This is a genomic window from Rahnella laticis (assembly GCF_015644585.1).
Classification (GTDB): domain Bacteria; phylum Pseudomonadota; class Gammaproteobacteria; order Enterobacterales; family Enterobacteriaceae; genus Rahnella; species Rahnella laticis.
In genome coordinates, this window is sequence record NZ_JADOBI010000002.1 from 96,732 (window position 1) to 111,865 (window position 15,134).

The 15,134-nt window shown below is 55.0% G+C and carries 11 protein-coding genes; 4 read left to right on the top strand and 7 right to left on the bottom strand.

From position 1 onward, the window contains the following. Window positions 1-13: 13 nt before the first annotated feature. The 7 genes from IV433_RS03730 to IV433_RS03760 form a co-directional block, all read right to left on the bottom strand. Entirely contained in the window at window positions 14-1,813 is a 1,800-nt protein-coding gene (locus IV433_RS03730) for an ABC transporter ATP-binding protein (RefSeq protein ID WP_195813069.1), read from the bottom strand. Window positions 1,814-1,815: 2 nt separating this feature from the next. After that, a complete protein-coding gene (locus tag IV433_RS03735; protein ID WP_195813070.1) occupies window positions 1,816-2,733 on the bottom strand; it encodes an ABC transporter permease in 918 nt (305 codons plus the stop codon). Then, a complete protein-coding gene (locus IV433_RS03740; RefSeq protein WP_195813071.1) occupies window positions 2,733-3,707 on the bottom strand; it encodes an ABC transporter permease in 975 nt (324 codons plus the stop codon). The genes IV433_RS03735 and IV433_RS03740 overlap by 1 nt, the downstream gene beginning before the upstream one ends. Continuing rightward, on the bottom strand, window positions 3,704-4,654 hold the full coding sequence (locus IV433_RS03745) for a nucleoside hydrolase (protein ID WP_195813072.1): 951 nt from the start codon (window positions 4,652-4,654) through the stop codon (window positions 3,704-3,706). Before IV433_RS03745 ends, IV433_RS03740 begins: the two co-directional genes overlap by 4 nt. Before the next feature lie 4 nt (window positions 4,655-4,658). Further along, the gene (locus tag IV433_RS03750; RefSeq protein WP_195813073.1) at window positions 4,659-5,609 is read right to left on the bottom strand and encodes a nucleoside hydrolase; all 951 of its coding nucleotides are present in this window, start codon (window positions 5,607-5,609) and stop codon (window positions 4,659-4,661) included. Then, window positions 5,606-6,490, bottom strand: coding sequence for a dihydrodipicolinate synthase family protein (locus tag IV433_RS03755; protein ID WP_195813074.1), 885 nt, complete (start codon window positions 6,488-6,490; stop codon window positions 5,606-5,608). The genes IV433_RS03750 and IV433_RS03755 overlap by 4 nt, the downstream gene beginning before the upstream one ends. Before the next feature lie 98 nt (window positions 6,491-6,588). Continuing rightward, on the bottom strand, window positions 6,589-8,151 hold the full coding sequence (locus IV433_RS03760; RefSeq protein ID WP_195813075.1) for an ABC transporter substrate-binding protein: 1,563 nt from the start codon (window positions 8,149-8,151) through the stop codon (window positions 6,589-6,591). Window positions 8,152-8,292: 141 nt separating this feature from the next. Between IV433_RS03760 and IV433_RS03765 the strand changes: the two genes are divergently transcribed. From IV433_RS03765 to IV433_RS03780, 4 genes are all read left to right on the top strand, one after another. Beyond that, window positions 8,293-9,180: a LysR family transcriptional regulator gene (locus tag IV433_RS03765; protein WP_195813076.1), complete on the top strand. Its 888-nt coding sequence runs from the start codon at window positions 8,293-8,295 to the stop codon at window positions 9,178-9,180. Window positions 9,181-9,601: 421 nt separating this feature from the next. Further along, window positions 9,602-12,088 carry a membrane-bound PQQ-dependent dehydrogenase, glucose/quinate/shikimate family gene (locus IV433_RS03770; protein ID WP_195813077.1) on the top strand — a complete coding sequence of 829 codons (2,487 nt, stop codon included), beginning with the start codon at window positions 9,602-9,604 and terminating at the stop codon, window positions 12,086-12,088. A gap of 183 nt (window positions 12,089-12,271) precedes the next feature. Beyond that, window positions 12,272-14,368, top strand: a complete 2,097-nt coding sequence (locus tag IV433_RS03775; RefSeq protein WP_195813078.1) for a lipase family protein — start codon at window positions 12,272-12,274, stop codon at window positions 14,366-14,368. Beyond that, window positions 14,352-15,119, top strand: coding sequence for a hypothetical protein (locus IV433_RS03780; protein WP_195813079.1), 768 nt, complete (start codon window positions 14,352-14,354; stop codon window positions 15,117-15,119). The genes IV433_RS03775 and IV433_RS03780 overlap by 17 nt, the downstream gene beginning before the upstream one ends. The last annotated feature ends 15 nt before the right edge of the window (window positions 15,120-15,134 follow it).

Genomic DNA, 15,134 nt, shown 5'->3' on the forward strand with positions numbered 1-15,134 from the left:
TCGGATATTTCATTCAAATCTGCACAAAATGCCCCGCGCTGACTTCGCGGTAATGCCGGGCGGGCGGCAGATAGCTGGCGCTGCGCAGCGGGCTGGCGAGTTCTTCCGGCGCGACGGCTCGTTTACGGCGGACATCCGGGTCGGGCACCGGCACGGCGGCCAGCAGTTTGCGGGTATAGGCGTGTTGCGGGTTTTCAAAAATATCCGCGCGTGACCCCATTTCCACGATTTCCCCCAGATACATCACCGCCACGCGATGGCTGATACGTTCCACGACTGCCATATCATGTGAGATAAACAGATACGCCAGCCCGAGTTCCTGCTGGAGATCGAGCATCAGATTGATAACCTGCGCTTTTACGGAGACGTCCAGCGCCGAGACGGCTTCATCGGCGATAATCATTTTAGGTTCCAGCGCCAGTGCGCGCGCGATGCAGATCCGCTGACGCTGGCCGCCGGAAAACTGATGCGGAAATCGGGACGCCATATTACTTTGCAGCCCGACCTGTTCGAGCAGTTGCGAGACGCGGCGTTTCGCGCCTTCTGCATTATGCAGGCCGAGACTGATCATCGGTTCGGCAATCGCCTGGCCGATTCGCATACGCGGGTTCAGGCTTTCATACGGATCCTGAAAAATCATTTGCGCCTGCGTGCGGATTTCCGCCAGATGCGCCGGATCGGCACGGCGGATGTCCTGACCGGTGATCAGCACGTCGCCGGAGGTGGCTTCGGTGAGACGCAAAATCGTGCGGCCGGTGGTCGATTTTCCACAGCCTGATTCCCCGACCAGCGAGAGCGTTTCGCCCGGTTGCAGGCTGAACGAGAGATCTTCAACCGCATGTACGCGCGCCGTCACACGCCGCAGCAGGCCGGATTTCACATCAAAACGCGTGATCAGGTTTTTTACGTCGAGCACCGGCGGCCCGGCGCGTAACGTGTTAACCGGTTCGGCCACCGTCAGCGGGGCTCCGGTGCGCGTGTCCGTCAGCGGAAAACGGGTGGGCAACGTCGTACCTTCCATCGCGCCGAGCCGTGGCACCGCCGAAAGCAGCGCGCGGGTATAAGCGTGTTGCGGCAGATGAAAAATTTCGCGCGTGGACGCCTGTTCCACCGCTTCGCCGCGATGCATCACCAGCGTGCGGTCAGCGACTTCCGCCACCACGCCCATATCGTGTGTGATGAACAACACCGACATCCCCTCTTCTTCCTGAAGCGATTTTATCAGCGCCAGAATTTGCGCCTGAATAGTGACATCCAGCGCCGTCGTCGGTTCGTCTGCAATTAACAAACGCGGATTACAGGCCAGCGCGATGGCAATCACCACACGCTGGCGCATGCCGCCGGAAAAGCTCAGCGGATATTCATTGAGCCGGGAGGTGGCCGCCGGAATACGCACTTTTTCCAGCAAACGAACAGCTTCGGCGCGCGCGGTAGCGTCATCCATGCCGCGATGGCGTTTGAGCACTTCGGTAATCTGGACACCGATTTTCAGCACCGGATTCAGGCTGGTCATCGGTTCCTGAAAAATCATTCCGATGCGGTTGCCGCGAATACTCTGCATCTGGCGCGCGTTCAGGCTGAGCAAATCCTGCCCGCCGAACTGAATTTTTCCCGAATAGCGGGTCTGCTTTTCATCCAGCAAACGCATGACCGACATCGCCGTCACGCTTTTCCCTGAACCGGATTCGCCCACCAGCGCCAGCGTTTCTTTCGGGCCAATCGAGAAGGAAAGATCCCGCACTACGTTCAGCCATTCGCCGTCTGCGCTGAAAGCGGTATTAAGGTTTTCGACCTGTAAAACCGGATTGTGCATCTTCAATCCTTATTCCGGGGGTTGAGGATGTCGCGCAGCGCATCGCCGACTAAGTTGATGGCGACAATCAGCACCAGCAGCGTCACGCCGGGGAAAACGCTGATCCAGTAGTCGCCGGACATCAGGTAATCAAAGCCGTTGGCGATGAGTAAGCCCAGCGATGGTTCCGTCACCGGCAGGCCGATGCCAAGAAACGAGAGCGTGGCCTCAAGCATGATCGCGTAGGCAATGCGCATCGTCGCGACCACAATCAGCGGCGGCAGGCAGTTGGGCAAAATGTGGCGAAACAGAATGCGCGGATTCGACAGCGCCATGCTGCGTGCGGCGTCCACGTAACTTTTGCGGCGTTCAAGCAGCGCCGAACCGCGCACCGTGCGCGCGTAGTACGCCCATTGAGTAACGATCAGCGCCAGAATAATTTTATCGACGCCCTGCCCGAGCACCGCCAGCAAAATCAGCGCGATTAGAATCGGCGGGAAACTCAGCTGGATATCAACAACGCGCATGATCAGCGCATCGGTTTTACCGCCGGCATACGCACTGGTCAGCCCCAGCGCTGCGCCAATAGTCAGGGCGATCAGCGCACTTGAAACGCCGACCAGCAGGCTGGTCCGCATGCCATAAAGAATGGCACTCAGTAAATCGCGCCCCTGATCGTCCGTGCCCAGCCAGTAAATCATACTGCTCATGCTGGCCGTGCCCGGTTTTAGGCGGCCATCCATAATGTCGAGCTGCGATAAATCGTACGGATTTTGCGGCGAAATCCACGGCGCGAACACCGCCAGCAAAATGGCGATCCCTAAAATAATCAGGCCGCAAAGGGAGAATTTATTGCGCAGCAGCGCACGCACGGTATGGTAAAACGCCGAATGCACTTTGCCCTGCACGACGGTTCGCGTATCTACCGAATCTGACGCCATCAGCTTTCGCCCCCAAGCCGCACGCGCGGATCGACCAGCACGTACAACACATCCACCAGCAGGTTGATCAGGCTGAACATCACCACCGTGATCATCAGATACGCCAGAATCACCGGCCGGTCGAGCACCGCAATCGAGTCAATAATCAGTTTGCCCATTCCCGGCCAGGCGTAAATGGTTTCGGTAACAACGGCAAACGCAATCAGTGATCCCAGCTCCAGACCGATGACGGTAATGAGCGGGATCAGCGTGTTTTTCAGAACATGAACCAGCACGATGCGGCTTTCAGAAAGCCCTTTGGCGCGGGCAAAACGGATGAAATCCTGTTGCAGGCATTCGAGCACACCGGCGCGGGTCAGGCGGATAATCAGCGAGATCTTGAACAATGCGAGATTGAACGCTGGCAGGATCAGATGCGCGAGGCCGTCGGCGGTAAACAGGCTGACGGGTACGCCAAAAACGTCCACCGTCGCGCCACGCCCCGACGCGGGCAGAACGCCCAGTTTGACGCTGAAAAACATAATCATCATCAGCCCGATCCAGAACGTGGGCAGGCTGAAACCTAAAATCGAGACGGTCATGATGGATTTGGAAAGCCAGCCGTCAGGGCGCAAACCGGCATAGACGCCGAGCGGAATGCCAATCACCAGCGCCAGCACAAACGCCACCAGCGCCAGTTCGAGCGTAGCGGGCATCCGCTGGAAAATCAGATGCAGCGCAGGCTGGTTGTAGATAAAGGAGTTGCCCATGTCGCCGTGCAGCGCGTTCACCAAAAACAGGCCGTACTGTTCCCACACCGGTTTATCGAGGCCAAAAGACTGGATCACGCTGAGCCGCTCGGCAGGGGTTGCGGTGGTGCTGAGCAGCAGATCCACCGGATTCCCCACCAGATAGACGCCGCCAAACACCAGCAGCGACATCACAAAAAGCGTGAGCAGCGTTTGCCCGAAGCGCCCGAGCAGATACCGGCTCATTTTTGCGCCGAGCCGTAGCGGGAAATCACGCGGCGCAGCAGGCTGAAGAATCCGTATTCATCGACGGTCTGCATGACGTGCGCATTGGGCGGTGTCGCCAGTTTTTGCCAGAAATCAGCATAGGTATAACCGGCGGTTTTGCCGGAGATCTCAACGCCCACGCGGGCAGGTAAACCGTCAAACAGCCCCGGCTGTAGCAGCCAGGCGATCACGGTCGCGTCATGAACCGGTCCGCCGTCGCGGCCAAAACGGCGTAAATCGCTGCGATCAAACGCGCCCAGCAGCGCCGCAATAGCCTGCCCCGGAAGGCCGCCGTCCTGTTTCAGTGCGTCGATATCACCGGTGCTAATCAGCGCCTGAAACGTCATATCCAGCGGCATGATCACCAGCGGAACGCCGCTGTTAAACACTTTTTCCGCGGCGTGAGGATCGGCGTAGACGTTAAATTCAGCCCAGGGCACGCGGTGCCCGAGCGCGGTAAAGGCGCAGCTCATGGTGACGATTTGTTTAATGCCGCGCGCCACGTCCGGGTGCATCCCGAGCGCCAGCGCAATATTGGTCATCGGGCCAATCACGCACAACGTCACCGGGTCGTTGTCTCCGGCAGCTTTTCTCAGCGTGCGCACCAGAAAATCGACGGCGTGTTCCGCCTGGTGTTGCAGTTCGCAATCCGGCACCAGCTCATTTCTGAACGCGCCGATATGTGCGTATTTTCCGTAAACCTGTTCACGCACCAGCGGACCGGGCGCACCGGCAAACACCGGCGTCGCGGTTTTTCCCGAGAGCGCGACAATTTTGCAGGCATTCTGTACGGCGTCTTTCAACGCCACATTTCCGGCGACCACCGTCACGCCGACCACGTCCAGCTCCGGCGAAGCCAGCGCCAGCCACAGCGCAATGGCGTCATCCACGCCCGGATCGGTATCAATAATGATGCGCTGCGTCATAGGATTATTTCCCGGCATAGCGTGAGAGCAGTTCGTAAAACAGCGCGAAGACTTTGTTCGCATCCACGCGTGTCACAATATCGACGTTCGGGGTTTCGCCCGATTTTCCGTACCAGTCGGCGACGGTCTGCCCCATACATAACTCACTGTTATGTTCGATAAAGACCCGCGCTTTTTCCGTGCCGAACAGCTCCGGCGCAAGGACATACGCGATCACCAGCGGATCGTGCAACGGCCCGCCGCGGGAACCATAACGGCGCACGTCGTTGCGATCCCAGAATGCCATCAGCTCACCGAGTTGCGCAGAAATACGGCCGGAAACTTTCACAAACTTCGCCACATGTTCCGGCGTCAAAATGACCTGATGCGTCGCGTCGAGCGGTAAAACCGTGATGTGAAGCGGGCTGGAAAAAACGATATGCGCGGCGTGCGGATCGGCCAGCATGTTGAATTCGGAAGTCATGGTGCGGTTACCGGCTTCGCGGTACGCGCCGCCCATCAGCACCACGCGGGAAATACCGGCGGCAATGTGCGGTTTGATGCGCAGCGCCGTGGCAAGGTTGGTCAGCGGCCCGAGTACGCAAAGCGTCAGCGGCTGATTATCCGCAATCGCCTGCTCGCAGCTGTCGGTCAGGAAGTTAACTGCGTGCTGAGATTCAGGCTGCTTTTTAGGTGCCGGAAACGCGGTATTGCCCAGGCCGTTTTCACCGTGGAACTGGCCGTGGATGGGCGCGCGCAGCATCGGCTGATGGCATCCGGCAAATACCGGGATATCCACGCGGTAACCGAGTTCGGTAATTTGCAGCGCGTTGCGTAAGGTATTTGTCAGCGGCTGATTACCGCAAACGGTACAAATTCCGAGGATTTTGAGCTTGGGCGCAACGAACGCGCTGAGCAGCGCAATGGCATCGTCGATGCCCGGATCGCAGTCAATAATCACCGGCAGCGTTTTCATAAGGCACCGACCGAACGCAGGACTTCTGCAATTTCCTGACGCGCCGCCTCACTGAGCGGAATTTGCGGCGGGAGCGGATCACCGACTTCAAATCCCTGCAATTGCAGCGCGGCTTTGATGCATCCGGCAATAGAATATTTGGCAAAGATTTCGTTGATGCGCCACAGCGGCCGTTGCAGTTCCATGGCTTTTTTCCAGTCGCCCTGACGTGCGGCTTCGTAAAGCGCGAGACTCTGTTTCGGGACAATACAGGCCGGTCCGGCCATCCAGCCCACGCCACCAATCATCATCACACACACCGGAATATGCGCCGATGCGGCAAAGACCTGCATTCGCCCTTGTGTACGTTCGATGATCGACAGCAGCCGCCCGGTATTGGTCGACGCATCTTTAATATAGTTAATGTTTTCAACATGGCTCAGCCGCTCAATCACCGGCAGGCTGAGATCGGAACGCTGGAATTGCGGATTGGTGTAGAGCACAACGGGCAGTTTTCCGGCGGCCAGCGCGATGGCGCGGAAGTAATCTTCCACGCCCTGTTCGGGCACCGGGAAATACGCCTCCAGGATCGCCAGAATACCGTCGGCACCCAGAGCGGCGTAGCGAGCGGTTTGCGCGACGGCGTCCTGGATGGTGGTGGCTGCGACTCCGGCGATTACCGGAACGCGGCCCCGAGCGGCTTCGACGACGGTTTTGACTATCTCAGTGCGCTGCTCTGCGCTGAGATAAGCAAACTCACCTGTACTGCCCAGCGGCGTCAGACCGTGCACGCCGCTATCAATCAGATGCCCGACCAGTGCCGTGAGCACCGGTTTGTCTATCTGGCCGCCGGGGGTAACCGGCGAAACCAGATAGGGATACACACCGCTAAAAGAAGTCATAGCTTCTCTCTCTTTTCTTAGAACAACCCTGGTGTTGGTGCTCTATTCCCGCCTTGGTTCGGTATGCACGTTGTCCGTGTTCTTATGCCGCTGAACACTTACTTTTGATGGACAAAGTACGGCAATGTGTAGCCATCAGATCGGCCGGTGTAGCTGTAAGGCGTTTTCATCGCCCAGGTATACGAGAGGAACAGCAGCGGAATGGTGCCTTCGTCCTTCATCGCAATCTCTGTGGCCTGTTGCAACAGCTTTTCGCGCTGACCGTCGTCGAGGGTTTCCCGCGCTTTGGCCAGCGTTTTATCAAATTCAGGACTCGAGTAACGCCCGCGGTTACCCTGCCCGCCGTTCGGCCCGAAAGTTTCGAGCAGCGGCCCGAGCACGCCCGACGCTTCGCCGGTTTCAATCGCCGCGCCGCCCATAATCAGGCTGAAATCACGCTTTGACGCCCGCGAGAAATAGACGCTGCCCGGCATGGTGACGACATCGGTTTTGATGCCCACGCGGCTGAACATCTGACCCAGCGCCTGCGCAATTTTAGAATCGTTCGGATAACGGTCGTTTGACGCGTGGAACGTCAGGGTAAAACCGTCCGGGTATCCCGCCTGCGCCAGCAGCTGTTTGGCTTTTGCCGGATCATAAACCGGTGCGGCAATCGATGGCGTGTAGCCGAAATACCCTTTCGGCACCAGCTGCGACGCCGGAACGCCTTGCCCGTCCATAATGCGGTCAACGATTGCCTGACGGTTAATCGCCAGCGACATCGCCTCGCGCACTTCCCGCTTTTTCAGCGGATTGCTGCCGTCCGGCCCTTTGGCAAACGGCGACACATCGCGATCCTGATCTGGGTGTAAATACAAAATGCGGTTACCGGCGACAGATTCCAGATGCAGGCTGGTTTGTTTCGCCAGATCCCGCCCGTCCGCCGTCGGCACGCTTTCAATTAAATCCACGTCACCGGAACGCATCGCGGCCACGCGGGCGCTCGGGTTTTTGAAGACGCGCAACGTGACTTTGTCCCACTGCGATTTTCCGCCCCAGTACTGGTCATTGCGCGCCAGCACCACGTTGTCGTCCGGCGTCCAGCTGACAAATTTGAACGGCCCTGTGCCAATAACGTCTTTCCCTTCGTTCAGGGTTTGCGACGGCACCGTTTCCAGACGCGCCGGTAAAATTGCCACGCGGCTCAGGTTGTTAAGCAATAAAGGTGTCGGCGTTTTGGTGACAATTCTCACCGTTAACGGGTTCACTTCCGTGACGTCAGCAATGTCGTTGACATAAGGCGTGTAGGCGCTCGGGCTGTTTTTAGAGGCCAGCGCCACGCGTTTGATGCTGGCGATCACGTCTTTGGCGGTGAAGTCACTGCCGTCGTGGAATTTCACGCCGGGACGCAATGCGAATTCCCAGGTGGTGTCGTTGATAACTTTCCACGAGACGGCAAGTGCAGGCGAAATGTGTTGTTTTTCGTCCTGATTCACCAGACCGTCAAAGATGTTGCGGGCCATCGCGCTGTTGGCGCCACCCACGTAAAACTGAGGATCCATCGAAGTCGTTGACGCAGCAAGACCAATATTCAGGTCAGCGGCCTGTGCTGCAAAGGTTTGAAACCCGGAAATGGTGGCCAGCGCCGAGGAAAACACTGCGGCCAGAACGGACTTTCTCATGCATTTAACCCTTAATTTTTTTAGATTTTCAGGCAATGTGTGACAGATCGTAAATTGGAGTCTAGGGGGTGGACTTCTGGATTGAAAATTGTATTTTGTGTTACATCCATAAACAAATGTTATGGATTCTGAGGAAATATTATGAAAATTAATCCCCGACAGGTCGAAGCCTTTCACAAAGTGATCCTCACTGGCGGGATTACGGCGGCGGCGAATATGATGAATGTCACGCAGCCCGCGGTCAGCAGGCTGATCCGCGACTTTGAATATGCCATCGATCTGAAGCTGTTTGACCGCGACGGACGCGGGCTGATCCCGCGCGACGATGCCATCAAGTTGTACCGTGAAGTCGAACGTCTTTACCTCGGACTTGAACATATTTCACGTATCGCCGACGAAATCCGTCATTCAAAAGGCAGCGTTTTGCGCATAGGCAGCGTCGCGGCGCTTTCGCCGTTGTGCGTCGAACACGTTCTGCCGCCGCTGATTGAAGAGATTGCGGATATCTCGCTGTTTCTCGATATCGAAAGCACGACGCACATTATGGATGTGGTGACCGGCAACCAGTACGACGTTGGGTTTATCTTCGGAAAGCCCGATGTAAAGGGGCTTGAAGCCGAGAAGCTGGCAACCGCCAAAGCCGTGGCCGTGATGTCGCCGAGGCATCCGCTGGCGAAACAGGATGTGGTCACCGCCATGGATCTGACCCGCTATCGCCCCATTATTCCCGGCCGGAAAACGCCGCTGCGCGAACAGCTGGATCAGGTCATGAGCCGTCTCGACTTGTATATGAACAACCCTATCGAAACGTCGCTTAATAACTGCTGCATCATGGCGGGGAATAATCTGGGCATCGGCATCGTCGATTACATTACGGCGCGCAGCCACAAGAGCGATATTGTGCTCAAGCCATTTACGCCAGATATAAGTATTGCCTATCTTGCCGTATTTCCACCGCAGATCCCGAAAAGTCGTCTGGTAGAACATATTACTAAAGAAATGAAGACGTTAATCGAAGGCTATCTGTAGCTATTTGCAGCCCACGCCAGTAAAACGCCCCAGAAGGTTCACACAAAATCATACTTCTTAGTGATCTCTGTCACATTCCTCACGCCAAACGACGCTCACGTGGGCAAATAGTGCGCCCACATAGACTTAAAAGCTATAAATCATCGTTTAAACATCATTTATTTGAATAAGTTAAATTATTTAATCTATAAATATCAATACCCTATCTCATAGCCGCACAAAGAGTAATCTCACTTATAATAATTTACCTAATTTCAAACTCTTCGTTACACATTCACAACCCCGATGAGAAGTATTACTATTTGCGCGAAATTGTCCTATCTGGTTCATTTGATAACGGGTGTTCATTACGTGTTTCCAGCTTTTCCCACATCTTGACTACAATATTTTTGTCGACAACATAAGTGCAGTGAGATAAATCATGCCAACAACTAAGAGTAAATGGACCTGGCTCCTCTGGCTGCTGAGTGCGCTGATGGCCGTTATCGGCCTGACACTCGGCATCGGCGGTGCGTATCTGGCCACATTGGGAGGAAGCATTTACTTCCTGCTGATGGGTCTGGCGCTCGTCGTTTCCGCCGTTTTAATTTTCAAAGGCAAGCCTTCGGGCGCGTGGCTCTATGCCATCGCCTTCGTGCTTTCTGTTATCTGGGCTATCTGGGACGCCGGCTTCACCTTCTGGCCGCTGTTCTCCCGCCTGTTCACCTTTGGTGTTCTGGCCTTCCTCGTCGCACTGGCGTATCCGCTGCTGAAAACGCGCGCGGGCCTTGTTGCCCGCAAAGGACCGAGCTTTACGCTCGCCGCCGTGCTGGCAGTTGCCCTGATCGCGGCATTCGGTAACACGTTCGTCCCGACGCCAATCATCAGCGCCGACAACGATCAGGTTCCGGTTAAACCGGTTGATAAAGGTGCGGAACAGAAAAACTGGGCGAACTGGGGTAACACCACCGCAGGCGACCGTTTTGCTGCACTGGATCAGATCAACAAAACCAACATCGATAAATTGCAGGTTGCGTGGATTGCGCATACCGGCGATATCCCGCAGAGCAACGGTTCCGGTGCAGAAGACCAGAACACACCGCTGCAAATCGGTGACAAGCTGTTTGTGTGTACCGCGTATAGCAAAGTGATCGCGCTTTCTGTGGATGACGGTAAAAAACTTTGGGCTTACGACTCCAACTCTACTGCACCGAACTGGCAGCGTTGCCGTGGTCTGGGCTATTACGAGAACAGCAGCGAGAACAGCGCGGCGTCACAGGCTCCGGCAGCTCAACCGGCAGCCGTTCCTGCGGCCGGGCCGGTAACACCAGCGGCTTCCGAAGCGGCTGCTCCGGTTTCTGATGCGCCACAGGCACCTGCGGCCACCGGCGGTACCGTGAGCGGAACCTGCGAACGTCGTCTGTTCCTGCCAACCATTGATGCGCGTCTGATCGCCATCAACGCCGACACCGGCAAGCCTTGTGCTGATTTCGGTGACAACGGCGTGGTTGACCTGAAAGTCGGCATGGGTGAAGTGAAACCGGGCTACTACCAGCAGACCTCTACCCCGCTCGTCGCGGGTAATGTGGTCGTGGTCGGTGGCCGTGTTGCCGATAACTTCTCCACCGGCGAACCTCCGGGCGTGGTGCGTGCGTTTGACGTTCACACCGGCGCACTGGTTTGGGCGTGGGATCCGGGTAATCCGAACATCACTAAACTGCCACCGGAAGGTGAGACGTACACGCGCGGTACGCCAAACGTCTGGTCAGCGATGTCTTATGATCCGAAACTGGGTCTGATTTATATGCCAACCGGCAACGCCACGCCTGACTTCTTCGGCGGCACGCGTACCGAGCTGGATGATAAATACAGTTCATCCGTGGTCGCTGTTGAAGCCACAACCGGTAAAGTTCGCTGGACGTTCCAGACCACACATCACGATCTGTGGGACTTTGACCTGCCGTCTCAGCCGTTGCTGTATGACCTGCCGGACGGTAAAGGTGGCAGCACGCCGGTTCTGGTGCAGACCTCCAAACAAGGCATGATTTTCATGCTGAACCGCGAAACCGGCCAGCCGGTCGCGAAAGTTGAAAACCGCGAAGTGCCGCAGGGTAACGTCCCTGGCGAACGCTACTCCAAAACGCAGCCTTTCTCCGTCGGTATGCCAAACATCGGCAACCAGACGCTGAAAGAGTCTGACATGTGGGGCGCAACGCCGATGGATCAGTTGCTGTGTCGCATCGAGTTTAAAGGCATGCGTCACGAAGGCGTTTATACGCCTCCGGGTCTGGATCGTTCCCTGCAATTCCCGGGTTCTCTGGGCGGCATGAACTGGGGCAGCGTGTCGGTTGACCCGAACAACGCTATCATGTTCGTGAATGATATGCGTCTGGGTCTGGCGAACTACATGGTTCCGCGTGCACAGGTTCCGACCGGCGCAAGCGGTATTGAGATGGGGATGGTGCCGATGGACGGTACGCCGTACGGCGCAGTTCGCGAGCGCTTCCTGTCTCCGCTGGGCATTCCCTGCCAGAAACCACCGTTCGGTACGATGTCTGCGGTTAACCTGAAAACCGGTAAAATCGTCTGGCAGGTTCCTGTCGGTACGGTGAAAGACACCGGTCCGCTGGGCATCAAAATGCGTATGCCAATGGAAGTCGGTATGCCAACGCTGGGCGCGAGCCTGTCAACGCAATCCGGCCTGCTGTTCTTCGCCGGTACGCAGGATTTCTATCTGCGCGCGTTCGATACCGCAACCGGTAAAGAAATCTGGAAATCCCGCCTGCCGGTGGGCAGCCAGTCCGGCCCGATGACTTACGTTTCCCCGAAAACCGGTAAACAGTACATCATCATCAGCGCCGGTGGCGCACGTCAGTCCGCAGAACGCGGCGACTACGTGATTGCCTACGCATTACCTGATCAGAAGTAATTCGATTTAATTTTGTCGAAAAACAAAGCCCGCCGGTGTGAACTGGCGGGCTTTTTTGTTTGGGGATCCCGCAAAATATCCGAATGAGGTCGTAATTTAAAACCAATTCAAATAAAAAAATTTTGGTTAAGTCAAATGGCGACTATGATGTGGCGATTACCTTACCCATCACAAGGAATTGATATGGAAATCGTTGGTGACAACACCTGTATGACCAGTATTATGCCCAAAGGCAAAGTCGTTTATTGCCGCGGTGAGCCCCGAAAATACTGGCTGGAACTCCAGTTTGTTGATGAGAAAAATAAACCCGTCACCGGGTTAAAGGTAACTCTGGAATACCATCCACTGGCCACATCAGAGGAGGTGGCTCATTGGGGCAAATTTGGCAACAACCCGTTTAATCCCACACCGCCGCCGAATCCTCCTGCCGGTATTACCGACAGTCAGGGTTTAGTCAGGTTTGACGACATGTACTGGATCACGGTCGATGTAAAAGCAGACGCTCAGCAGTTAGCCGATGAAATGGAACAGCGTCCTCTGGGGCTCCGGCGCAACCCTAACAGCCAGCCGGTAAGCAAAAACGCCTTTCACCGGGAAACGCGGGATAAAAATTGGCGTTCTGACGTACAGGAAATTGCCGAACCGGCCGGATACAAACATCGCTACGTGACCATTGGTGAACTTTGCGACCGGTTGCCACACATGGAAGGCTGGACGGATCCGCAGCCTCCGGAGTTTCATTTTCCTGCGGGGCGTGCGCTGAAAGGAACGGAGATTAGCCACGAGTTTCTCAATAAGCGGCACGTCATTGAAATCTGCCCGTTCCGTGCCTGGGTGCTGGCGCTGCATGACACCACGGATTACGATCTTGCTAACGGACTCAACCTCGGCATTATGGCTGACCTCGCCTACTCAGCTGAAAAAGAGAATAAAACCGTGGCATACTTTTTCGGGCAAAAATGCCTCGATCTGTCTGCAATCCCCCATTTTGCGGAGTTCCCCTCTTTCTTTCATACGCTGGCAGTGGATGTACCCTTTCGGGAACGCTACCTTGCGCCTGTCTATCTGAGTACCACTGAAAGTGAACAGCCTGAAGGCGATACCCGGCTGTTCATAGTTGAGTGCGGCGCTCACATTATCGTGGCGTGGTGCGGTACGGACAGTTTGCTGAACGGGTTAACAGATATCTCGTTTGCGCCTAAAAAATGTCTGTCAGAACTTGGTGGTGTCGGCAATATCCACGGCGGTTTTTTAGAGGCTTACGAACTGGCAAAGCGGAAATTTGCTAAGCGATTTGATTTCCGAGCAATCCAAACATCGTTAGATAAAGGGAAATCGCTATTCATTTGCGGCCATAGTTTGGGTGGTGCACTGGCGCTAACCTATGCGGCAGAAATGAAAAACAGCCATCCGGTATTGTATACCTACGGGATGCCGCGAACGTTCACCCGGACGGCAGTTCAGGCTCTGGACACCGTGACGCACTACCGGCACGTCAACGACAATGACACGGTCACGCAAATACCCCCGGATGCCGATCTCGATAATAGATTCTATGAAAAATGGGGACCGTTAGGCGACAAGCTGGGGTTTGACTGGTCACTGACAACGGCAGCAGGCCTCGGGGTCGCTGTGCGGGATCTCGCTTTTCAGTCAGCAGGCGTTGCCGGGAAGAAAGATCCCTACTGGCACCACGGTAAAACAGTGATATTTTTCCAGGCTCAGCAGTGTGTGATGAAATCCCGTCATCAGAATGTGCCGTGGATAGGCGGAGGCGGTAGCGATAATCCGGCACCCGGCGTGGTGTATTATTGCAACGAGGAGTCAGTGAAACTCTTTCTGGTTCCGTCACTCAATGATGAATGCCTGAATGCAACCGGCGAGCACCAGGCGAAGTTTATCGGGTGCCTGGATGTTGCCAGCCTGCGAAATACTTTTCCCCGTAATACTAATCCCTCACTGGACGGACTTTTAAGCAATCCCCTCAGTCATTCGATGGCACATCGTTACCTGCCCTATATCCATAATCAGGTGCTTGAACTGGCAAACCCGGACCTTCCCATGAGCAGAAAGGAGAAGCGGGCAGAGTTCAGTCAGGAAATTGAAAAAGGCGCTTCAGCGCAGGGTAATCAGGATGAAATCCAGCGAAACCGGGAATTTATTGCACTCCAGGATATGCTGCCGGTGACACTAAACCGTACCCGATCAGAGGAAACAGGCAAGAACGCCTTGATCCGTTTTGCTGCTGTCACGGAGGAAGAAATTGAATTTTCAAAATAAAATTACGATTTTGCTGCCAGTGCTCGTGCTGCTTTCTGGATGCTATGACCGTACAGACCAAACGCTGTCGCCACCGGAAAATGCCCGGCGCGTGACGGTCGCTGTCAAGGTTCCTGACGGTATCACGCTGCTGCCGATGCAAATGCTTTATCGCTCAGAGCGGTGCAAAACCAAGAGTTATAACTCAAGCAATGAAGCTTATGAAATACGGGGATACAACGGTTTCAAACAAGCTTTCAGCTCGGAGGGAAGTAATGGTATCCGACAACAACGTATCGCCATCGACGGCGGCGGCCCCTGCCAGTGGCAGCTTAATTCTCTCAGGGTGAGCTTTACATTGCCCCCGTCCAGCCTACTAGTGAAGGGAAAAAATGTTATCGAAACTAATTACATCTTTGATTTTGATGACTACGGGCTCAGTGATGGCTACGGCACTGGAAGGGCGAAAGAAATAAACGGAAACATAAATTTAAATACTATATTTTTCCCTATGTTAATTAATCATTTAGATAATGATGTTGATTTGGCTCTTTTTGGTGGAGATACAGAATATGAACAGTGGAGAAGGAGATTTAGACTTAAAAATACCCAAAATATTTATATAGAACCTGTAGTTCATTTCAATAAAGTAGTTGTGTTAAATCCTCCTGAAATACGTCCTGGCAATTTAACAGCAACGTACCCGGATGGCAGTCGTGAAGAAATTCCACACATTTCTCCGGATTATGAAAAATTATTGTCGATGAAATGACGTTTTAATCACAGT